This window comes from Saccharopolyspora sp. 7B, assembly GCF_020177435.1.
Classification (GTDB): Bacteria; Actinomycetota; Actinomycetes; order Mycobacteriales; family Pseudonocardiaceae; genus Saccharopolyspora_C; species Saccharopolyspora_C gregorii.
In genome coordinates, this window is the sequence record NZ_JAIUKC010000019.1 from 43,649 (window position 1) to 64,217 (window position 20,569).

19 protein-coding genes, 1 pseudogene and 1 CRISPR repeat array are annotated in these 20,569 nt (G+C 68.3%); of the genes and pseudogenes, 10 read left to right on the forward strand and 10 right to left on the reverse strand.

Annotated features, from left to right (window positions below):
• Positions 1 to 5: 5 nt before the first annotated feature.
• Positions 6 to 1,607 (reverse strand): CdaR family transcriptional regulator, encoded by a 1,602-nt coding sequence (locus LCD33_RS04265; protein WP_224977537.1) that lies wholly within the window; start codon positions 1,605 to 1,607, stop codon positions 6 to 8.
• Between the two features lie 884 nt (positions 1,608 to 2,491).
• Here LCD33_RS04265 and LCD33_RS29565 point away from each other — a divergent pair.
• From LCD33_RS29565 to LCD33_RS04285, 6 genes and pseudogenes are all read left to right on the forward strand, one after another.
• Positions 2,492 to 2,824 carry an inorganic diphosphatase gene (locus LCD33_RS29565; protein WP_224957877.1) on the forward strand — a complete coding sequence of 111 codons (333 nt, stop codon included), beginning with the start codon at positions 2,492 to 2,494 and terminating at the stop codon, positions 2,822 to 2,824.
• A complete protein-coding gene (locus LCD33_RS28760; protein ID WP_255615272.1) occupies positions 2,763 to 2,891 on the forward strand; it encodes a hypothetical protein in 129 nt (42 codons plus the stop codon). Before LCD33_RS29565 ends, LCD33_RS28760 begins: the two co-directional genes overlap by 62 nt.
• Positions 2,892 to 3,074: 183 nt before the next feature.
• A pseudogene (locus LCD33_RS28765) lies at positions 3,075 to 3,533 on the forward strand (cation:proton antiporter); the annotation flags it as partial.
• 31 nt (positions 3,534 to 3,564) lie between these two features.
• Positions 3,565 to 4,710 (forward strand): cation:proton antiporter, encoded by a 1,146-nt coding sequence (locus LCD33_RS04275; protein ID WP_308011221.1) that lies wholly within the window; start codon positions 3,565 to 3,567, stop codon positions 4,708 to 4,710.
• A gap of 92 nt (positions 4,711 to 4,802) precedes the next feature.
• Positions 4,803 to 5,174: a hypothetical protein gene (locus LCD33_RS04280; protein ID WP_224967549.1), complete on the forward strand. Its 372-nt coding sequence runs from the start codon at positions 4,803 to 4,805 to the stop codon at positions 5,172 to 5,174.
• Positions 5,175 to 5,368: 194 nt separating this feature from the next.
• Complete coding sequence (locus LCD33_RS04285) at positions 5,369 to 5,818, forward strand: DUF1931 family protein (RefSeq protein WP_224967551.1); 450 nt, start codon at positions 5,369 to 5,371, stop codon at positions 5,816 to 5,818.
• Between the two features lie 62 nt (positions 5,819 to 5,880).
• Here the strand turns inward: LCD33_RS04285 and clpB are convergent, their stop codons facing one another.
• The 9 genes from clpB to LCD33_RS04325 form a co-directional block, all read right to left on the reverse strand.
• Positions 5,881 to 8,511 (reverse strand): ATP-dependent chaperone ClpB, encoded by a 2,631-nt coding sequence (gene clpB / locus LCD33_RS04290; RefSeq protein ID WP_224957883.1) that lies wholly within the window; start codon positions 8,509 to 8,511, stop codon positions 5,881 to 5,883.
• A complete protein-coding gene (locus LCD33_RS04295) occupies positions 8,502 to 8,861 on the reverse strand; it encodes a chaperone modulator CbpM (RefSeq protein ID WP_224957885.1) in 360 nt (119 codons plus the stop codon). The genes clpB and LCD33_RS04295 overlap by 10 nt, the downstream gene beginning before the upstream one ends.
• 2 nt (positions 8,862 to 8,863) lie before the next feature.
• Positions 8,864 to 9,793, reverse strand: coding sequence for a DnaJ C-terminal domain-containing protein (locus LCD33_RS04300; protein WP_224957887.1), 930 nt, complete (start codon positions 9,791 to 9,793; stop codon positions 8,864 to 8,866).
• A gap of 5 nt (positions 9,794 to 9,798) precedes the next feature.
• Positions 9,799 to 10,314 carry a nucleotide exchange factor GrpE gene (locus tag LCD33_RS04305; protein ID WP_224957890.1) on the reverse strand — a complete coding sequence of 172 codons (516 nt, stop codon included), beginning with the start codon at positions 10,312 to 10,314 and terminating at the stop codon, positions 9,799 to 9,801.
• An 8-nt stretch (positions 10,315 to 10,322) separates the two neighbouring features.
• The gene (dnaK, locus tag LCD33_RS04310; RefSeq protein WP_224977538.1) at positions 10,323 to 12,221 is read right to left on the reverse strand and encodes a molecular chaperone DnaK; all 1,899 of its coding nucleotides are present in this window, start codon (positions 12,219 to 12,221) and stop codon (positions 10,323 to 10,325) included.
• A 34-nt stretch (positions 12,222 to 12,255) separates the two neighbouring features.
• The gene (locus tag LCD33_RS04315) at positions 12,256 to 12,786 is read right to left on the reverse strand and encodes a general stress protein (RefSeq protein ID WP_224957893.1); all 531 of its coding nucleotides are present in this window, start codon (positions 12,784 to 12,786) and stop codon (positions 12,256 to 12,258) included.
• An 831-nt stretch (positions 12,787 to 13,617) separates the two neighbouring features.
• On the reverse strand, positions 13,618 to 14,748 hold the full coding sequence (locus LCD33_RS04320; protein WP_224957895.1) for a hypothetical protein: 1,131 nt from the start codon (positions 14,746 to 14,748) through the stop codon (positions 13,618 to 13,620).
• 603 nt (positions 14,749 to 15,351) lie between these two features.
• Positions 15,352 to 15,480, reverse strand: coding sequence for a hypothetical protein (locus tag LCD33_RS28770; RefSeq protein WP_255617045.1), 129 nt, complete (start codon positions 15,478 to 15,480; stop codon positions 15,352 to 15,354).
• Positions 15,481 to 16,329: 849 nt separating this feature from the next.
• Positions 16,330 to 16,857, reverse strand: a complete 528-nt coding sequence (locus LCD33_RS04325) for a hypothetical protein (RefSeq protein ID WP_224977539.1) — start codon at positions 16,855 to 16,857, stop codon at positions 16,330 to 16,332.
• A 363-nt stretch (positions 16,858 to 17,220) separates the two neighbouring features.
• On the opposite strand from LCD33_RS04325, the gene LCD33_RS04330 reads away from it, so the two are divergent.
• The 4 genes from LCD33_RS04330 to LCD33_RS04345 are packed head-to-tail and all read left to right on the forward strand — an operon-like array spanning position 17,221 to position 19,617.
• Positions 17,221 to 17,646 carry an SseB family protein gene (locus LCD33_RS04330; RefSeq protein ID WP_224977540.1) on the forward strand — a complete coding sequence of 142 codons (426 nt, stop codon included), beginning with the start codon at positions 17,221 to 17,223 and terminating at the stop codon, positions 17,644 to 17,646.
• Positions 17,647 to 17,685: 39 nt separating this feature from the next.
• Positions 17,686 to 18,015 carry a hypothetical protein gene (locus tag LCD33_RS04335; RefSeq protein WP_224967555.1) on the forward strand — a complete coding sequence of 110 codons (330 nt, stop codon included), beginning with the start codon at positions 17,686 to 17,688 and terminating at the stop codon, positions 18,013 to 18,015.
• A complete protein-coding gene (locus LCD33_RS04340) occupies positions 18,008 to 19,246 on the forward strand; it encodes a putative T7SS-secreted protein (RefSeq protein ID WP_224967557.1) in 1,239 nt (412 codons plus the stop codon). Before LCD33_RS04335 ends, LCD33_RS04340 begins: the two co-directional genes overlap by 8 nt.
• On the forward strand, positions 19,243 to 19,617 hold the full coding sequence (locus tag LCD33_RS04345; protein WP_224967559.1) for a hypothetical protein: 375 nt from the start codon (positions 19,243 to 19,245) through the stop codon (positions 19,615 to 19,617). The genes LCD33_RS04340 and LCD33_RS04345 overlap by 4 nt, the downstream gene beginning before the upstream one ends.
• A 507-nt stretch (positions 19,618 to 20,124) precedes the next feature.
• A CRISPR array of direct repeats spans positions 20,125 to 20,518; the repeat unit is 28 nt; unit sequence GTTCTCCCCGCGCCAGCGGGGGTGGTCC.
• Positions 20,519 to 20,569: the final 51 nt, after the last annotated feature.

The following is a 20,569-nucleotide window of genomic DNA, read 5'->3' on the forward strand; positions in this document are numbered from 1 at the left end:
CTGGCTCAGGACGGGGTGTCTAGAACCCGCCAGGCGCGGGTCGCCACGTGCATGTTGAGGCGGTTGTCGACGTCGCTCAGGTCGATGCCGGAGATCTCCCGGATCCGCCGGAGCCGGTAGCGCAGCGTGCTCCGGTGGATCACCAGCGCCATGGCGGTGGCGTTGTAGTTCCCCCCGCGATCCAGGTAGTGCGACAGCGTGTTCACCAGGTCGGCACGATGGGTGCGGTCGTAGTCGAGGAGCCGACCGATCCACTCTCGCACGAACGTCTCGACGTTCGCTCCGCCCTCCCCCTGGCCGAGGATGCGGTAGAGGCCGATCTCGTCGAAGAAGGTGGTGCCGCAACGCTCCCGCGACTCCTGGCGGATCCGCAAGGCACGCAACGCCTCCCGGTACGACCTGGCGAATTCGGCCGGGGCGTCACAGCGACCACCCACCCCGATCGCCCCGCACTCATCGCCCAGCTCACCCGCGAGCGCGTGGTAGAAGCCCTTGCCGTCTGGGCGGCCGCTGTTGAACAGGACCACGGCGCCCGAACGCCGGGACACCAGGCCCGACATACCGAGCTTTTTCGCGGCGCGCTGAACGGCCGAGGCGACCACGTCATCGGCGCTCGCGTCACGCCACTGGACCGCGAGCGCGTAGTGCGGCCCGTGGAGGTTGTGGCCGACCGCCTCGGAACGGGCGAACACGCTGTCGTCCTCGACGCCGGCAACAAGATCCTCGACGAGGTCCCGGCGCAGCCGAAGCTCGGTTTCGGCGAGGTTGCGGGCGTGGGTGAGCACCAGGGCGAGCGCCATCGCTGCATGCTCCATCGCATAGGCGACGTGCGGGTCAACGGTCGGCTCCGGATCGATCAGCGCGATCACCCCGAGGATCTCGTGCCGGGGCTGGGCGAGGATGACCAACCGGTCCCGGTTGCGGGCCACCCCGTTGCGGGCCGACGCCTGCCGCAGCGTCTCCTCCCGCCGCCCATAGGGCGCGGAGTAGGGGTGCGACTCGGCCGGGCCCGCCCACGACAGCAGGTTGCCGAACCGGTCCTCGATCGCGACCGGCCTGCCGGTGAGCGTGTGCAGGGCGGCGGCGATGTCGGCCGTATCGCCATTGGTGGCCGTGATCCGGGTGAAGGTCTCGTGGATGGTCGCGCGACGCTGCAAGTCGTCGACCGTGGTCTTGAGATGCTGGTTCATCGTCGCCAGGTCCTCGCTGAGCCGGCTCAGCTGCCGGGCGTGGTCTCGCTCGTACAGGAACGACGCGTTGGCCAGGGCCGCAGCCGTGTGCTGGGCGAGGACGTGGAACAGGGACAGCTCGGAGGGCGCCGGCTCGTGCTCACCGGTGAGCACGAGGTAGCCGGTGAGCCCGTCCGGGCTCCGCAGGCCGAAGGCCCAGGCCCAGTTCGCCTCCGACCCCAGGACCGGGCCGTCCTCACCCCGCAGCGCCGCGAGCTGGTCGGCGAGGACGCTCGAAGCCTCGTGCCCGGCAGACGGAACGGCCACCAGCTCCCCGGAACTCAACAGGAACGCGGCGGACGCATGGAAGGCGCCCAGCTCGGGAACCGACGACATGGCTAAGCGAAGAATGCCCTTCTCATCCCGGCTCTCGAACATCGCCCTCGACCGTTCCAACATCCGGTGGAGCTCGGAGCTGAGCACTGCCTCTTGTTGGCCAGTGTGCGGCTTCGGGGAGGTGTGCGAGATCTTCATACGAATTCCCCTAGCGACATGCTCTGCGCCGTCAACGGTACGGCGGAATCGGAAGATTCGCTTGGCACGCGCGGTCGATCGCATCGCCAGGTTCGATCGCACCGAACTTTCGGCCACGGGAGCGGACGCGCCCGCCCCTGCGCTCGCGGGAACGTGGCCTCATCGAACCGGAGCGAATCCGCGGCGACCGTCAGGTGCCGCCCGCGTGCGGAATCTGAACGGGGGACGTCAGGACATCCAGATGCGACCCAAAAGACCGCTGATGACCGGTCATGCGATTCGGTCACTTCCGAGGGCAGGCCGACCGAACAGGCGGCTACACGCCGATCTTCGCACGATCGCGAGCCGTGGTGACCCGCAACGAAGGCCGCCGGGGGTGGGCAGGCCGACGAAGTGGTCATCACCCCGTCGCTCAACCCACCGCCGCGCGGCGAGATCAAGTACAACGCACACCGCACGGCGGGCCCGCAGGCACCGACGTCACGAGTTGGATCGACCCACCCGTGTCAACGAACTGGTGGAAGGCTCCGCAGAAAGACCTACGCCCGGCCGAGGTCAGCGGCGGGCGACTACGCCCCCTTCCCGGCGCCTACGTGGACGAGCTCTCCACTGCCCACCGGCGTTGCGATCGACAAGGCTTCCATCAGCTTCCGACTGATCGACGGCGTCGCGGGGGACCTCCACCCCTGGCTGGTCGAGGTCCCGGTGGCTTGCGGGCCCGCCGCGGATGTCCTCCTCTGACAGGCGGAGGATTCCGCGAGTGCGGCGATCGCGTTCGGAGGTGCGGTATGGATCCCGACGTCGTGGTGGAGACGCCGGTCCCGGAACAAGTACGAATGAATCACGAGCGTTGCCGGATCCGGCTGGGCAGCACGTTGCTCACCGCCACGCAGTACCCTGCGGACTACGGTTTCGTCCCCCACACCTGTGCCGAGGACGGCGAACCGCTGGACCCGCTCGTACTCGTCACCAGTAACACCTCCCGAACGGCCAAGTCGCGGGACCCGTGGTGGGCGTTTTCCGGATACGCGACCAGAACGGGGCACACGCGAAGCTGTTGTGCGTACCCGCCAGGAACACATCGCCGACGTGCCCGACCGGCCCTGGCGCTCGGTGGCTGAGATCGGGCGCTTCTTCGCGGTGTACAAGGCCATCGAGCCGGGCAAGTGCGCCGAGGTGCGCAGCTGACAGGACCGCGCCTTTGCCGAGCAGAGCGTGCGGGCGGCCTACGCCAGGTTCGAGCGCTGAGCGGTCCTCGCGCCCCGGACTCCCGTGGAGGTCATCATGCCCGAGCTGCCCGAGCTGATAGCGCTGGCGATCGGGGCGCTGAGCATCACTGCCCTGGCCCGGCGGTTCAGACTTTCCGAGCCGATGGCCCTGGTCCTGGCCGGGCTGGTGGCGTCGTTCGTCCCGGGACTGCCGGACTACCGGCTGGACCCCGATGTGATGCTGGTGTTGGTCCTACCGCCCCTGCTGTACTCGGCCGCGCTGAGCAGCTCCTACGTCGGCATCCGCGCCCACCTGCGCCCGATCGCGCTGCTAGCGGTCGGACTCGTGCTGTTCGCGACGGCCGTCGTCGGTGCGGTGGCGTGGTGGGCGGTGCCGGGGATCCCGCTCAGCGCCGCGTTCGTGCTCGGCGCGGTGGTGGCGCCACCGGACGCGGTCGCCGCCACGGCGATCGGCCGCAGGCTGGGCCTGCCGCGTCGGATCATGACGGTCCTCAACGGGGAGAGCCTGGTCAACGACGCCACCGCGCTCACCGCCTACCGGGTAGCCGTGGCAGCCGCCGTGGGGACCGGTTCCTCGCTGTTGGAAGGTGTCGGCGTGTTCGTGCTGGGGGCCGCGGGCGGGCTGGCGATCGGTGCCGTCGCTGGCTGGGTCGTGCACCGCGCGCCTGATTCTCGAGGACGGGACGCTGGAAAGTGCCGTCGGACTACTCGTGCCGTACGCGACCTACCTGGTGGCCGAGCAGGCGCACGCTTCGGGAGTCTTGGCGGTGGTGGTCGCGGGGCTGTTCCTCAGCCACCGCTCGCACCAGGGCAGTGCAGCCACCCGCGTGCAGGACCAAGCGGTGTGGCGAGCCGTGACCACGCTGCTGGAAGCGGTCGTGTTCGCGCTCATCGGGCTGCAGCTGCGCACCGTGGTGGACGGGGTCTCACAGGACCTCGAACGATTGGTCGTCGCCGGTATCGTGTTGACTGCCGTGGCCGTGCTGGCCCGGGCGGCGTGGGTCTTCGGGGTCATGTACGTCCCCGAGCGGCTGTTCGGCGGGCACGACCCCATGCCGTCGCAGTACGCGGTCATCGTGTCCTGGTCCGGCATGCGGGGCGTCGTCTCGCTGACCGCCGCGTTCGCGATCCCGGCCGTCACGGTCGCGGGGGCACCGTTCCCGTTCCGGGCAGAGCTGATGTTCCTGGCCTTCTTCGTCACCCTGGCAACGCTCCTGCTGCACGGCCTGACCCTCCCCTGGCTCATCCGTCGGCTGCGGGCCACCGGGGATGAACCTGAGGGGGACGCACTGGTGCAGGCGCAAGCCCTGCGCGAGGCAGCGCGGGTGGGCCTCGAACGGCTGGAGGTGCTACTGGCCGAGACCCAGCCGCCCGAGGAGATCGCCGAGGACCTGCGCCGTACCGCCCGCAGGCGCAGCGCCACCAGGCGTGGGAGCGGCTGGGGCGGAGCGCGGACGAACTCGGCGACAGTCCGTCCGCGGTCTACTGGCGGCTGCGCGCGGAGATGCTCGCCGCTGAGCGGGCGGCACTGGTCCAGATACGCGACGAACACCGGCTGGACGACGAAATCCTGCGCCCGATCCTGCACGAAATCGACCTGGAGGAACTCATGCTCCAGCACTCCTGACCGACCACATCGCCCTGGCGGGTTGAGAAGCGGCCGGGAATTCACCGCCCCAAGCCGAAGCCGCTCCGGAACAGCAGGCGCGAGGATGGCCTGCGGCACCGCCGGAGCGGTAGGCGTGCTTTGCCGACCTTGCCGGGAGGTAGCAGAATGAAGGCGGTTCGCCTGCGGCGCAGCGGTGCGCAGCCAGAGGTCGAAGACGCACCTGGCCCTGCCGTGGCGCACCCGTTAAACGTCCTTGTCGAGGTGGACGCTACAGATCTGATCGTCGACCGGTGGATCGGACTGACCGATGCGCCGTCGCCGCACGCGCTCGGCCACGGAACCGCGGGCCGGGTCCTCGACATCGGGCCCGGGGGCGGCCAACCCGACCCGGTGACCTGCTGCACCCGCGGCCGAAGTGCGGCTCTGGCGGTGCTCAGCGGGGACGCGGTAGGTCTGCTCGGAATCCAAGGTGTGCTGGCGCGCGCTCCGGCCGAGGTCGAGGTCAGCGACGTGTCGGACTGGGGCTCGGGTGGTCCGGGGCCGGAGAACGACCACGCCGGTGGCCAGCGCGTGGAGGAGATGCTCGACCGAACGTCGGGCCGGGGTGCCAACGTGGTCATCGCAGACTGGTAGGCCACCACCGCGACCTGGCCCTGGTATCCGAGAGGAAGGCCCGCACGGAGGTGTCAGGTGGCGGGATACCACCCCGAAAGAGTCACCGAGACCGTCGCAGCCCTGTCGCGGGACGCGCGGATGGTCCGTGCTCGTTTCCGGCCTCGGTGTGAGCCGGTGATCTGTTCGTGCGTTCCAGAAGAGAGGTGATGGACATGGCGGTCATGGGTGTGAGCAAGTTCCAGCGGTTCTTCCGCTCGACGGCCGGGCTGGACGTCGACAAGAACGACCTCAAGCGCTACAACGACTTCGTCAACGACAAGATCTACGACCTGTGCATCATCGGCCGCAACGCGGCCAAGGCCAACGGTCGTGACGTGATGAGCGTGGCTGACCTCCCGGTGACCAAGGGTCTGCAGGAGTGCGTTCACGCCTTCCAGAAGGTGGAGGAGGAGATCGAGGTCAAGCCCCTCCTCGAGCACATCACCGCCCGGCCGGTACTGGAGGTGGAGCTGGGCGAGGAGGTGCTGGAGCGACTGCCGCTGGTCGCAGGCGGGATCAGCGTGGCGCTCGCCCGCTCCTTCAAGATCGTCGACCCGGCGGTGAAGAACCCGGCGACCGAGGAGTGGGAGCGGGCGTTCGAGCTGTTCCACCTCCTGCTCTAGGAGTTCGGCCGAGAGAACCGGGGAGGTCCGGAGTGGACTCCCCGGTTCTCGTCAGGCGGGTTTCAGGCGGCTTGCGCGTGCAGGGCGTCAGCCTCGTACTCCACTCGTAGCTCGCCGTCCCGGGCCGAGACGACCACGGTGCCGCCTTCCTGGAAGTCGCCGCGCAGCAACGCCCGCCCGATCCTGGTCTCCACTTCGTGGGCGATGAAGCGGCGCAGCGGGCGGGCGCCGTAAACGGGGTCGAATCCCTGCTCGGCGATGAGCCGCCGGGCCTCCTCGGTGACCCGCAGCGTGGTGCGCCGCTCGGAGAGGCGGGCCCGCAGGTCCTCGAACTGCAGCTGCACGATCTTCTCGATCTGGGGCAGCGATAGCGGGCGGAAGAGCACGATGTCGTCGATCCGGTTGAGGAACTCGGGGCGGAAGTGCCGGCGCAGGTCGTCCAGGACCCGCTCCCGCGCGTCGGGCTTGATCTCGCCCTCCTCGACGCCGTCGAGCAAGTACTCCGATCCGATGTTGGAGGTCATGATGATGACGGTGTTGCGGAAGTCGACGGTGCGCCCCTGGGCGTCGGTGATCCGGCCGTCGTCGAGCACTTGCAGCAGGGTGTTGAAGACCTCCGGGTGCGCTTTCTCGATCTCGTCGAAGAGCACCACCGAGTACGGCTTGCGCCGCACCGCCTCGGTGAGCTGTCCCCCTTCCTCGTAGCCGACGTAGCCGGGCGGGGCGCCCATGAGCCGACTGACGGTGTGCCGTTCCTGGTACTCACTCATGTCCAGGCGGACCATGTTCTCCTCGGTGTCGAACAAGGTGGCGGCCAGCGTCTTCGCCAGCTCGGTCTTGCCGACACCGGTCGGGCCGAGGAACACGAACGAGCCGATGGGCCTGTAGGGGGCGCGGATGCCCGAGCGAGCGCGGATGATCGCGTCGGCGACGAGCTGGACGGCCTCGTCCTGGCCGATGACCCGCTCCCGCAAGATCTCGTCGAGGCGCAGCAGTTTCTCCCGCTCGCCCTCTTGGAGCCGGGCGACGGGGATGCCCGTCCAAGCAGCCACGATCTCAGCGATCTCTTCTGCTGTGACGACCTCCCGCAACAGCTGGTGCTCGCCCTGCTTGGAAGCAAGCTGCTCTTCCTCGGCCCCGAGCCTGCGCTCCAGCTCGGTGATCCGGCCGTAGCGCAGCTCGGCTGCGCGGTTGAGGTCGTAGTTGCGCTCGGCGTCGTCGGCCTCGCGGCGCAGTTGCTCGAGATCCTGGCGCAGCTCCTGCACGCGCCGGATCGCGCGCCGCTCGGCCTCCCATTGCGCGTGCTTGGCGTCGGTCTCGGTGCGCAGGTCGGCAAGTTCCTTGCGCAGCTCGTCCAGCCTGGACATGCTGGCCGGATCGGTCTCCTTGGACAGCGCGGCCTCCTCGATCTCCAGCCGCGTAACCCGGCGGGTGAGCTCGTCGAGTTCGGCGGGCATGGAGTCGATCTCGGTGCGCAGCCGGGCGCAGGCCTCGTCGACGAGGTCGATGGCCTTGTCGGGCAGGAACCGGTCACTGATGTAGCGGTGGCTCAGCGTCGCCGCCGCGACCAGCGCGCCGTCCTGGATCTTGACGCCGTGAAAGACCTCCAGGCGTTCCCGCAGCCCCCGCAAGATCGAGACGCTGTCCTCGACCGACGGTTCGTCGACCAGCACGATCTGGAACCGCCGTTCCAGTGCCGCGTCGGTCTCGATTCGCTTGCGGTACTCGTCTAGCGTGGTCGCGCCGATCATGTGGAGCTCGCCGCGGGCGAGCATCGGTTTGAGCATGTTGCCCGCGTCCATCGCGCCCTCGGCGGCGCCGGCGCCGACCACGGTGTGCAGCTCGTCAACGAACAACAGGATGCGGCCCTCGGCGGCCTTCACCTCGCCGAGCACGGCCTTGAGCCGTTCCTCGAACTCACCGCGATACTTGGCACCGGCCACCAGCGCACCCATGTCGAGGGCGAACACGGTCTTGTCCCGCAGCCCTTCCGGCACGTCGCCGTGCACGATGCGCTGCGCCAGGCCCTCCACGATCGCGGTCTTCCCGACGCCGGGATCACCGATGAGCACCGGATTGTTCTTCGACTTGCGGCTCAGGATCTGGACGACCCGCCGGATCTCGGCGTCACGGCCGATCACCGGGTCGAGGGTGCCCTTGCGGGCCTCGTTGACGAGGTCGCGGCCGTACTTCTCCAGAGCTTCGTAGGAGTTCTCCGGCGTGGCTGAGGTGACCCGCTGGCTGCCTCGGATCTCGGTCAGCGCGTTCAGGAACGACTCGCGGGTGATGCCGTGCTCGGACAGCCGCCGACCCGCCCTGCTCGACGAGCCTTCCTCGGCCATTGCCAGCAGCAGGTGCTCCACCGAAACGTACTCGTCCTTGAGCCGCCTGGACTCCCGCTCGGCGGCGTCGAGCAGTCTGGACGACCGCTGGCTGACGTAGACCTGCCCGGGCTGCGCGCCCGGACCGGTGACCTTGGGCAGTTGCGAGAGGTCCTTCTCGACGTCGTCACGCAGGACGCCGGGATCGGCGCCGACCCGTTCGACCACGCGCGGCACGATTCCCTCGGACTGGTCGAGTAGCGCCAGCAGCAAGTGCTCGCCGTCCACTTCGGTGTGGCCGTGCTCGGTCGCGATGGTCTGCGCCGCCTGCAGCGCCTCCTGCGACTTCTGGGTCAGCCGGTTCATGTCCATCGTGGATCACCTCCTGTCCCGCCTCGGGCGGTGGGGCGGGATCGGAGTGCGGTTTCCATCCGGTCGATTCGGTCGAGCAGGTCCAGCACCAGCCCGATCGCTGCGTAGTTGAGCGAGAGCCCGGCCCGCAGCCGCTGAATACGGGCGAGTACCAGGGGCGCGCTCTCGACGAACCACGGCGTCCCGTCGGCGTCGTATGACGCTTCCAGCAGGCTCAGGGCCACGAACCGCCGGACCAGGTCGGGGTGCATTCCGGCCTGTGCTGCGGTGGTGTCCAGGCTGAGCCGGTGCGGACGGGCGAGCGCGTAGCCGGGCCCGCCTGGACCCCGTTGCCGAGACGGATTGCTCATGATCACCTCCGGGGGTCGAAAGTGGATTCGGTGGCCAGCTGCTCGAACAGCTCCCGCTCGCGTGCGGTCGGTGTCGTCGGCACCATCACGCGCAGCTCGGCGTAGAGATCGCCGGGGGTGCCGCGCGGGTGGGGCATGCCTTCGCCGCGCAGCCGCAGCCGTCGGCCGCTGGAGGAGCCCGCCGGGACGGTCACCTTCGTCTCCCCACCTGGCGTAGTGAGCGGGACGGTGGCGCCCAACGCCGCTTCCCAGGGCGTGACTGGCAGGTCGACGTGGATATCGCGACCCGACAATCGGTAGCGGGGGTGCGGGGCGATCCGGACGCGCAGGTAGAGGTCACCGGAGGGGCCATCGCCGCTGCCCCGGCCGCCCTGCCCGGCCAGCCGGATGCGCTGGCCATCGACGGCGCCGCGCGGCACGGTCACCCGGTACTCCCTGGTTCCCTCGGGGCCGGACAACGTGATCGTGCGGGTGCCGCCGCGGTAGGCCTCCTCGACGGTCAGCTCCAACTCGGCTTCCTGGTCGGCCCCGGGAATGGGACCGGCCGCGCCGCGGGCGCCGAAGATACTGCCGAACAGGTCCTCGAAGTCGACCTCTCCCCCACCCGTGGTGAAGTGCACGTTCCGGCTCCCACCAGTGCCACGGGTGCGCCAGGTGCCTCCAGGGCCGGTGCCGGCACCCGCGCCGACACGTTCCTCCCAATCTTCCGGAACGGACCGGAAGTCCGGGCCGAAGCGGTCGTAGCGCTTGCGGAGGTCCGGATCCGACAGCACATCGTAGGCCTCGTTGATCTCCTTGAACCGCTCCTCGGCCTCCGGGGCGGAGTTCACGTCGGGGTGGTGGCGACGTGCCAGCTTGCGGTAGGCCTGCTGGATCTCGTCCTGGCTCGCGCCGCGGGACACCCCCAGCACCTCGTAGTAGTCGCGCGCCATGGCGCTCACCCCGACTGCCTCGTGACGCTGACCGCGGTGGGCCGCAGCTGGTTATCCGGCTCGCCGTAGCCGGGACGCCGGACGCCGACGACGATGCCGGGTTCAGCATCGGAGTCGGACACGACGTCGACCACCTCGTGGCGGCTCGGGTCGAACGGGACGCCGACCTCCTCCTGGCGCGGGTAGCCGAGCCGGGCCAGGAGGTCCACCGCCTGGTCCCGGACGGCCCGCACGCCGTCGACGATGGACTCGGGGTCGGCCTCGGCGTGCTCGAGCGCCAGTTCGAGGTTGTCCAGCACCGGCAGCCACGCCGCGGTGGCTTTCGCTCGCTCCTCGGCGCGCACCAGTCCCAGCTCGCGCACGTGACGCTTGCGCGCGTTGTCCAAGTCGGCCAAGGCGCGCCGGAGGCGGTCCTCCAGCTCGGCGGCGTTGGGCCTGACCGCTTCAGCTTCCTCCGGCTGCTCGGCCTGCTGTGCCTGCTCGTCGGATTCGGTGTCGTGTTCGTGCGGTGATGTTGTCATGCCGGGCCTCACGTCCGTTCGAAGTCGGCGTCCACGACGTCGTCATCGCCGCCACCTTCTTCGGAGCCGCCCGTCGCATCGCTGGTCGCGCTCGCGGCACCGGCACCGGCACCGGCACCGTAGGTTGACAGTCCCTGGTAGATCTGGCGCAGGTCGTCGGTCAGCGGCCGGGCCCGCTCCGGCGACGCCTCGTCGCGGACTGCCTCGCGCGCCTCGTTGACCAGCATCTCGGCCCGAGCCCGCTCGTTCACCGGTGCCGCGTCGCCGAGCTCCTGCAGCCGCTTCTCCACCTGGTAGGCGGCCGAATCGAGTTCGTTGCGGGTCTCCACGGCGGCGCGCAGCTGCTGGTCCTCGTCGCGGTTGCGCTCGGCTTCGGAGACCATCCGCTCCACCTCGCCCTTGTCGAGGTTGGAGCTGTCGCTGATGGTGATGCTCTGCTGGGCGCCGGTGTCCTTGTCCTTCGCGGTGACGCTGAGGATGCCGTTGGCATCGACGTCGAAGGTGACCTCGACCTGCGGTTCGCCGCGCGGAGCCGGCCGAATGTTCTCCAGCCGAAACCGGCCGAGCACCCGGTTGTCGGCGGCCCGCTCGCGTTCGCCCTGCAGCACTACGATGTCCACCGCGGACTGGTTGTCCTCAGCGGTGGAGAAAACCTCGGTGCGCCGTGCCGGGATCGTGGTGTTGCGCTCGATGAGCTTGGTCATGACGCCGCCGCGGGTCTCCACCCCGAGTGATAGCGGTGTGACGTCGAGCAGCAGGACGTCCTGGACGTCACCCTTGAGCACACCGGCCTGCACCGCTGCGCCCAGCGCGACGACCTCGTCCGGGTTCACGCTCATGTTCGGGTCTTTGCCCCCGGTGAGCTTGCGCACGAGCGCCTGCACGACTGGGATCCGGGTGGAACCGCCGACCAGGATGACCTCGTCGATGTCGTTCTCGGTGACCTTGGCATCGCCCATCGCGCGCTTGACCGGGTCCAGGCACCGCTCGACCAGGTCGGAGGTCAGCTGCTCGAATGTCGAACGCATGATCGTGGACTGCAGGTGCTTGGGACCGGCGGCGTCGGCGGTGATGAACGGCAGGCTTACCTGGGTCTGCGACACCGAGCTGAGCTCGACCTTGGCCTTCTCCGCAGCCTCGAAGAGCCGTTGCAGCGCCTGTGGGTCGTTGCGCAGGTCGATGCCGTTGTCGCGCTGGAACTCGTCGGCGAGGTGGTCGACGAGCCTGCGGTCGAAATCGTCGCCGCCGAGGTGGCCATCACCGGCGGTGGAGCGGACCTCCACGACGCCGTCGCCCACGTCGAGGAGGCTGACGTCGAAGGTACCGCCACCGAGGTCGAAGACCAGCACGGTCTCGTGCCCACGCTTGTCCAGCCCGTAGGCCAGTGCAGCTGCGGTCGGCTCGTTGATGATCCGCAGGACCTCCAAACCCGCGATGCGCCCAGCGTCCTTGGTGGCGGTGCGCTGGGCGTCGTTGAAGTAGGCGGGCACGGTGATGACGGCCTCGGTGACCTTCTCGCCCAGGGACTTGCCCGCGTCGTCGGCGAGCTTGCGCAGGACCTGCGCGCTGATCTCCTCCGGCGCGTACTGCTTGCCCCGGACTTCGAAGCGCGCGACACCGTTGTCGCCCTCGACGACGTCGAAGCCGACCGCGTCTATTTCGTCGGTGACCTCCTCGAAGCGGCGACCGATGAAGCGCTTCGCCGAGTAAATCGTGCCCTTCGGGTTGAGGATCGCCTGCCTGCGTGCCAGCTGGCCCACGAGGCGCTCACCGGAGTCGGTGAACGCGACGACGGACGGCGTCGTCCGCGAGCCCTCGGCGTTCGGGATGACCGAGGGTTCACCGCCCTCCCAAGCGGCGATCACGGAGTTGGTGGTGCCGAGATCGATACCGACTGCTTTGGCCATGACGTTCTCCTGCCAACGAATGCGGGCGCGGTGGTCAGTCGACGGCACCGCTCGCCTGCGGTTTCTGGTGTTGCTGGAGCAGCCTGCTCGCCTCCCCGGCGACCTCGGCGTCGACGAGGACCTCGTACCGGGTGGGCTGCATGATCTGCACTGCGGAGAAATCCCGCCTGCCGCCCTGCGCCGCGTACATCAGCAGACCGATCATGGCCCCGACGATCGCGCCGAAGACGAGTCCGTAGATCGCGAGGGTGAAGCTGGCCAGCAGCGGCTGGATCCAGCTGAAGAGCCCGAAGATCCACCCGATCAGCACGCCGGTCAGCGCGCCGCCACCGGCTCCGTGCAAGGCCGACCTGCCGTAGCTGAGCTTGCCGATGACCTGTTCGACGAACTGAACGTCATGCCCCACGATGGCGACCCGCTCCACCGGGAAGTCCTGGTCGGACAGGTAGTCGACGGCTTGCTCGGCGTCTGCGTAGCGCGTGTAGGAGGCGATCGAACGGCGGTCCGGGGGCTCTGCGAATGGGGCGCCTCCCGCATCGGACGCGCCCGGCTGCTGATCGGACATCACTACTCCACCTAAGCTCGTTCCTCTCACGACGTGCACGGCCAGATGGTGTTCCGCGCCGCTCCCCATCCCACCTTGAGGGCTCGGCGCCTGCTCTCGCGTGCGCCTACGAGGCCGAAATTCGCAGCACGGTTCACCCCACCGGCACAGGTACGGGTCGGACACCGGCGGCGAACTCCAGGGCGAAATACCCTGGTCGTCATCGATCCGTTCGGGCTCCACAACGAACACGATTTGTGGCCACGCTCACGAGCACGGAGCACGACACCGGGAGGCACGGGACTGTGCTGGAAACACCGTTCGCTGCGGTGCGGTAGTCCCCGGCTCGGACGGCGACTCCGTCCACGTACCAGTGGGCATGGTCAGCTTCTCCATACTGTCAACCTCGGTACCGCGTTCACGGATCCTCAGGACGCCACTGGCGACGCACAGATTGGCGCCGGAGAACCTCTTTGATACCCGGATACGCGCCGAACGGATTCACACAGGTGGCCCGCCTACGCGGATACCGCCCGCCGCCCTTTGAAATGACCCGATGCCGGAATTCGCCGACTGATTCAGAAAGAGCTACGTCTTTCAAATCGAATTCAATAACGCGTGCTTGGATTCCCCGTCTAACGCCTGCTCAGGCACGCCCGGCTCTTCGGCCGCGGTCGGCGAGTTCAGGCTGGCGCGGGAGTTCGTCCGGCTCCCTTGACTGAGAAGTATCCATACCACTACGAGAGACACCGCTGCTCCTGGCCGCGGCGGTCAGCGGAAACTGCGGCAAAAGATCTCCCAGCTGGGGTGCGCATCGCGGGCGGGCCACGCCGCCGAACGTCAGAATGAGCCCTAGTGCTGGGATCGCAGGCTCTGCCGACGTTCCTGTTCGCGTTTGCTGTAGGCGGCCTGGCGGACCGCGTCCTCGCTGGCGAACCCGGAGCCGAGGGCACCGGCGATGGTGCCCATCGAGGTGGACAGCCAGGCTACGATCGCGAACTCGTTGAAACCGCTGGGGTGTTGAAGGGTGGCGGTGAGGTAGTCGGGTGGGATCACCACCAGCGCCGAGATCAGGGTGGCCACGAACAACAGCACGTACATGCACAGCACGCCGATCGAAATCGTCAGCGCGGTGGCCGCGTTGTAGACCGCGGCCTCTTCGCGCAGTTGCCGGTCCGAGGGCCGCTCCCACAAGCTGTTGTCGATGATCAGCCAGGCGATCATCGCCAGGACCGCTAGGACGTTGACCAGCGTGAGGCGCCATCCGCTGAACGCGTCAGCGAGCTGCCAGATGTTGGAGTAGAACACCCCGAACGCCGCCCCCGCAGCGGCACCGGCGAGGGCCGGGGACAGGCTCGGCACCAGCCGCCACGGGCGGTTCGCCCGCACCATCCCGGCCAGCAGGCGGAGCCGTCCCCGGGTGCCGGTCAGGGCCAGGTGGGCGTCGATGCCCTCGTCGGTGGAGTCGATGTGCTGCACCGAGGCGCCCGGGCCCAACGCTCGGTGGGCGCGCGGCCCACCCTGATCTTGCCCGTCGGTGCCGCCGTCGCCGAGCGGTTTGTCGATCAGGTGCTCGGCGACCAGGTGCACTATCACCTTGCGCACCTGGCGGCGCAGTCCGATCGCGCCCAACCCGGGCAGTGAGACCAGGCCGAAGCCGGTGACGCGCCCGTAGTCGGAGATTACCGGCTGGGTGCCGGCCCTCCGGGGGAGCTCGGTCACCAGGATCACCAGGTCCCACCTGTGCTCGGCCATCGCGTGTTGGCCGATCTCGACTGAGGGCAGTGTGCCGTGCTCGTCGAGGGTCAACTGTTGCGAGGCGGTCTCGACCCGCCATTGGGCACGGCCGTCGGTCTCGTGTTCAAGCAGGTCGGGCAGCTGTGCGGCGAGGTCGGCGGACAACTCGGCGGGTAGTCCGGGATCGCTGAGCAGGCCTAGCGTCACCGTGGGCGCATCGGCCGTGGCGCCGCTCTGGGTTGCCATCACGTCACCTCCCGTGTGGGTCGAGCGCTGCGGGCTGCTGACCGCCGCGCACCGGCCTGCTCGGGGTACCTCGGGTCAAGGGCTGTTCGGCGATCACGCCCACCGGCTCGCAGCGAGCCGCTTACCCGACCGGACGAAGTCCCGCACGACACCCGCAGCGGCGGAGTTATCCGCAACCCGTCCGCGTTGACCGAGCCACCCGGCAGGGTCAGGGCCTCGAAGTGTCCCCTGGAACGTCGGCGACCAAGAGGTCGACGGTCGAGGTGACGCCTTTGTCGATGCCGGCGTTCACCAACTGAATTCGTCCGGCTCGATCGACAGCATGATCGCCTGCGCTTCGCCTGCTCGACCGCCTGGCGAGGCCGGGGCACTTCGACCTGCTCGCCACCGTCGGTGGCCAGGATCGCGACCTGCCGGCCGCGCCGCTCATCTGCGATTGGAATCACGCCTCCTCATGGTGTGGCGAGAACTACAGGATTCCCCGGTCAGGCCGGGTCGAAACCCTCCGCCGAGTGGTGGTCAACGCGGCTCGGCGGGCGACGCAGGCATCCGCGAGCCAGCTGGAGCGCGGTCTCGGACCACACCACGAACGCGGCGGCGAGCTCAGCGAGCGAAGCGCGAGACGGGGACGCATTCGGCCTGCCCGGCCACGTCGCGGCCGCACACCGCGACCGACAGGCCCTCCACCTGCTGCTCGAGCTGTCCCCGGTCCTGGTCCGAGCAAGCCAGCACCCTGGATCTGATGGGCCTTCACCCGACTGCGCACTGCGGAGGCGACCGGCGTGCACGTACGCGACCAAGTCGGCGGAGACCGACGAGACCGAGGCCGATGCCGCGCGGCAAGCAGGGCTGCCCGTCGAACTCACCGACTCACCCGGACTGCCGTTCCCGGCAACGAGCAGTGCGGCTGGCCGATTAGATCGAGTTCCAGCCGGTCGAATACCTCGCGGACTCGCCCGCGCGGTGCTCGACAACACCGGTTCGGCGGTGTTCGAACACACCGCGCGCTCGACATACCCCGAGGCACCCCTTGCGAGGTCGTCAAGACGGGTGGCACCGTGCGCGCGGACTGGGTGGTCGTGGCCACGCACTACCCGATCCTGGACCGCGGGCTGTGCTTCGCCCAACTGGAGGCCGAGCGCTCGTACTGCATAGCGGCCCGCGTCGGACGGCACGACCCGCTGCCGCTGGCGATCGACATCCCGGCCCCGAAGCGTCGCTGCGCTCAGCCGGCATCCCGCGGGCGAGCACGACGGCCACTTGCCGTATGCGGCGCACGGCGCCACTGGCCGGTCGAGGAGGTCACGCACCGCTGGTCCGCACAGGATCCCCCGACCTACGACCGATTCCCGATGGTACGGCCGCACTACCAGGTTCGACGTGCATATCCTTGAAGGGGATGCGGCGAACGATCCCGCAGGGTTCATGAAGAGCCCGGCGGGTGGTAACACGCACGCGGGGTCGGAGGGCGGCCCGCAGAAACGGGCCGGCTGCAAAACTGGCACCGCGCTGCTGGCCGCCCCTCCCCTGGCGAGGCCGCGTCGCGGCGTGTGCCGCAACGTCGTGACCCGGCGTCGCCGGTCACCAGCGCAAGGCGCTGAGCTCTCGGGTCAGGACGGTGGAGAGCGTTCCGTCGGCGGTGGTCATCAGGTGGCCGACGCCGGGTAGGACCACGCGGTGACCGACGGCGTCGGTGAGCTCGTCGGTGGTGGGGTAGGGCACCTGCGGGTCCAGCGCGCCGTAGGTCAGCAGGACGGGCATGGGGGGCAGCCAGCGGGCGACGTGGGGCGGGAAGATCGCGTCGTCGGTCAGCGCGAACCGCCGGTTGGGCCCGGCAAGCGATTGGAAGAGCGCGGCGAGCGGCGCCGGCATGGCCGAGGTATCGACCGGGCGGCCGCCGCGCAGGTCCATGACGGCGACGTCGATCGCCCGGTCGACGATCTCGCCTTCCTCCGGTGTCAACTCCCCGGACTCGACGAGTCGCCTGGTCTGATCGTGGAGTTGCATGGCCACGAGGTCCAGGAATCGCAGCGCCTGGGGCTGCAGCAGAACGAGGGCCGCGGCACGGCGGTGGAGCGGAGCCTGCGCGGCCAGCACCAGAGCCGTCATGGCTCCTTCGGGATGCCTACCCGGGGAACGCTGTGCTGACCTGCATTTTTCCAGCTCGGCGGCGAGCGCTGTGGCCAAGGTTATCGGGCGAATTATCGATCTCTGATGCCCCGGCCCCAGCCTGGCGTTGGTCGAACTCGGGCGACCCGATCGACTCTGCGTGTGCGGTCGCGGCGTTGACCGCGCCAGGTGAAGCATCCCACCCCCGGATGGGTTGCCTCGATACGCGCTGACGAACGCGCACGGACGTGGGGCCTTCCGAGGCGACCGAAAGCCGCACCGTCCGTGAACGCCGCGTCCAAGTGGACCAGGTTTCGGATACAGCGGTCCTCAACGTCGATCCCCGGGTAGCCTTCACCCGCTATGGATCTCGATGCGCAGTCTGAGCCCGATCTCGTCTTGATCGCCCACGATGTGCGGGCACGGCGAAGAGATCCTGGCGAGTTCGACGCGGCGTTCGCGGGGGCGACGTTGTACGTCCACCGCCCGCAGGATCGGGTCGGTGTGATGGCCGCGGAGTTACCGGGGAGGGGACGCTGGGTTCTCGCCTTCTCGTCGTTGGCTCGGCTGGCACACCATTCCGGTGACGTGCCCTGGCTATCGACAACCGGCGCCGATCTTCTTGATCAGCTGCCGCGCGCTCTCGGCGTGCTCGTGGACGTTGACGACCCGCACGGACTCCCTCTGCTCCCCCAACCGCACGGCGGTCGCCCACGGTTCGGCGACGCCACCCTTCCTCCGAAACCTGCCGATATGCCGGAACGACCTCCAGGAGCAAATCCCATCTGATAGCAAGATCGGCGACAAGGTCTCACGGAAGGGGATGCGGTGACCCAAGGCTTCGACGTTGATCTGCAAGTGCTGGACAGTGCAGGCGAAGCGGTCGCGCAGACGATGCACGACATGCAGTCCTGCGAGGTCGAAGACATCTGCGGGGACCAGCAGCAATACGGGCACCCAGGTCTGCACGAAGCTTTCGAGCACTTCTGCGACAGGTGGCAGCACGGCGTCGAGCTCCTGATCGAGGACGGCGACACGATCACGCAAGTCCTCAACAAGGTCGTCGACACCTACGTCGAAGCCGACGCGGCCAGCGAGGAATCCATGCGCGCCATCGGCCGGGGCGAAGACCCCGCAACCGAGGTCGCAGATGGCTGAACTCGGTGAAACGTCCGATCCGAGGCAGCTCGTCCCAGGCAATCCCCACGCGATCGACGACAACGTTGCCGCGATCCGTGGACGCGGTCAGACCATGGAGCAGGGCGCCGACAGCCTGAAGAAGATCGACACCGAGGCATGGACCGGTACAGCGGGCAACACGTTCCGCGACCAGTTCAGCTACGAGCCGACCCGGTGGTTGCACGCAGCCGATTCGTTCACCGCCACGGCGACTGCTCTCGAGGAATACGCGCGAGTCCTTCGATGGGCTCAGGCGCAGGCGACCGAGGCGATCGCAGTCTGGCAAGAGGGAGAAGCGGCAACGCGCGAGGCTAAGACAGCCTATGAGGCGTCGGTGACGGAGGCTGATCGCCAGAACCGAGCCAACGCGGAATCAGGCGCACCCGGCCACGTCGACCCAGGACCGTTCTCCGACCCCGGCGAGGCCAAACGACAGGCAGCTCGTGACATTCTCTCTCGCGCAAGGGAGCAGCTCGGATCAACCGGAGATCGCAGCGCTGCCAGCATCCGCGCAGAGGGCGACCTCGCGCCGGAGCAGTCGGGCTGGGATGCCTTCCAGGACGGGGCCGGCGCGACACTCGGCTTCGTCGGCGACGTCGGCCTCGGCCTATGGGACGGCCTGAGCGGCACCGCTGGCTTCCTGTGGGAACTGAGCCCCACCCATCTGATCGATGACCCCGACCACTACGCCGATCTCTGGGTCGGAGTGACCTCCGCGTGCTCGTTCGCGGTCGACCACCCGATCGAGTTCGGCAAGCAAATGATCAACTACGACCAGTGGAAGACGGAACCAGGCCGCGCGCTGGGGAACACCGCATTCGGCTTCATCCCTGTCGCCGGGGCACTGTCGAAAGTCCGCAAATTCAAGAAGCTCGACGACCTCGGCCACAAGGACGGCGACCATCCCAGCGTCAAAGCGAACGTCGATGAGTACTTCACCGACGGGGCGAAGCCGAACGCCAGCGACCTCGAAAAGTACGCCGAAGCGCAGGGATGGACCAAGACTCAAACCGAGAACGGACCCCCGAAGTACGTCGACGAGAACGACGTGCCCCGCATGACCCTCAAAGAAGGCAGCGGACGCGCCCCCGGAAGCGGCAGCCCCCACGTCGAACTCAAAGATGAGAACGGGCAACGGATCGATCCACAAGGCAACCCCGTGACCAGGAAAAGCCTCGGCAACCACACACCGATCGAATGGGACTGGTGACCATGGACTACTCAGAGACCCCGGACCTGGCCCCGTACTACCTCGAAGACAGCTTCGTCCTGGCAATCGACGAGAACGAGCAATCCCTGACGTTCAACCTCGAACTCGTGCTGACCGAGCAGCACCCCGACTACAGCCCTCCGAAACCAGGCGAGCAGTACTGCTACGCCGACGGGCTGCTCGTGTTCAACCGCCCATCGAACATCGACTGGATCAGCCGACACTTCCGCGCCAACACCGACGCCGCGGGAGAAGAAGACCTCGGCAACATCGACTTCCTCAAGCAGGAAAGCGACACCTGGCGACTCGGCGGCGACTGGGGAGAAGTGCGCGTCACCATAGACACCACACCATCGATAACCTTGCGGTAGACGTGGGACCGCACTGAGCCTCTCCCGACGTGGCGAGCGCCAGCTAATCTGAATGCAGCATTGTGACCATCACCGGCAGTGCGAGCCGGTTCCCCGCACCAGCAGGGTGGCGGAAACCCTGATATTCTCAGCGCACAATCCTGCTCGTCGCGCCAGCGTGGGTGGTCAGCAGTACGTGAAGACCACAGACCCGCGACGGACCTACTCCTAGACGACATCTTCGACTCCAGGCAGCGATGAAGGGCTGGAAGCAGATCCGCCGATTTCACCGAGCGGAGGCATGGTGATTCGAGCTTCAGACGCCAGCTTGGAAACGCAAAGATCGAGAACCAGCCTCCCTGACCCCACTGCTTCCAGCAGCCGGATCAAACGCGACAACCACGCTGACACACAGACCCGATAGTCTCTTGCTCGTGCTTCCTTCCGTCGGCTGCCACGCACCGCGTTGCACCCTGCCCGGAACGTCTCAAAGGGATAACACCGCCAGATAGGACCAGCTCAGCAAGTGTTCTCCCCGCGCCAGCGGGGGTGGTCCCACGGTGCGCAACGGCAGGGACATGCCCGGCGGGTTCTCCCCGCGCCAGCGGGGGTGGTCCCCTGGACATCGCGGGTGAGGTCTACCTAGTGCGGTTCTCCCCGCGCCAGCGGGGGTGGTCCCAACGGCAGCAGGATGCCGAGCCCGCCGTAGATGTTCTCCCCGCGCCAGCGGGGGTGGTCCTCACGGGTTCGGCGCGATCGAGGCCAGCAACACGTTCTCCCCGCGCCAGCGGGGGTGGTCCCCAGCAGTAGCCGAGCACCACTTGTTGTTTGAGGTTCTCCCCGCGCCAGCGGGGGTGGTCCGCAGTTGGCCCTGTTCGCCCTCGATCGCCAAGTGTTCTCCCCGCGCCAGCGGGGGTGGTCCGCGTTCGGTTCCCAGCCCCTGACTCGGGATGCCGTTCTCCCCGCGCCAGCG

What these genes read in the sequence shown, in the direction of transcription:
- LCD33_RS04330 (WP_224977540.1), top strand. Translation starts at nt 17,221, where the DNA reads ATGGATCTCGATGCGCAGTCTGAGCCCGATCTCGTCTTGATCGCCCAC.
- LCD33_RS04285 (WP_224967551.1), top strand. Translation starts at nt 5,369, where the DNA reads ATGGCGGTCATGGGTGTGAGCAAGTTCCAGCGGTTCTTCCGCTCGACG.
- LCD33_RS29565 (WP_224957877.1), top strand. Translation starts at nt 2,492, where the DNA reads ATGGATCCCGACGTCGTGGTGGAGACGCCGGTCCCGGAACAAGTACGA.
- LCD33_RS04300 (WP_224957887.1), bottom strand. Translation starts at nt 9,793, where the DNA reads ATGGCGCGCGACTACTACGAGGTGCTGGGGGTGTCCCGCGGCGCGAGC.
- LCD33_RS04340 (WP_224967557.1), top strand. Translation starts at nt 18,008, where the DNA reads ATGGCTGAACTCGGTGAAACGTCCGATCCGAGGCAGCTCGTCCCAGGC.
- dnaK (WP_224977538.1), bottom strand. Translation starts at nt 12,221, where the DNA reads ATGGCCAAAGCAGTCGGTATCGATCTCGGCACCACCAACTCCGTGATC.
- LCD33_RS04325 (WP_224977539.1), bottom strand. Translation starts at nt 16,857, where the DNA reads ATGACGGCTCTGGTGCTGGCCGCGCAGGCTCCGCTCCACCGCCGTGCC.
- clpB (WP_224957883.1), bottom strand. Translation starts at nt 8,511, where the DNA reads ATGGACATGAACCGGCTGACCCAGAAGTCGCAGGAGGCGCTGCAGGCG.
- LCD33_RS04305 (WP_224957890.1), bottom strand. Translation starts at nt 10,314, where the DNA reads ATGACAACATCACCGCACGAACACGACACCGAATCCGACGAGCAGGCA.
- LCD33_RS04315 (WP_224957893.1), bottom strand. Translation starts at nt 12,786, where the DNA reads ATGTCCGATCAGCAGCCGGGCGCGTCCGATGCGGGAGGCGCCCCATTC.
- LCD33_RS04295 (WP_224957885.1), bottom strand. Translation starts at nt 8,861, where the DNA reads ATGAGCAATCCGTCTCGGCAACGGGGTCCAGGCGGGCCCGGCTACGCG.
- LCD33_RS04265 (WP_224977537.1), bottom strand. Translation starts at nt 1,607, where the DNA reads ATGTTCGAGAGCCGGGATGAGAAGGGCATTCTTCGCTTAGCCATGTCG.
- LCD33_RS04320 (WP_224957895.1), bottom strand. Translation starts at nt 14,748, where the DNA reads ATGGCAACCCAGAGCGGCGCCACGGCCGATGCGCCCACGGTGACGCTA.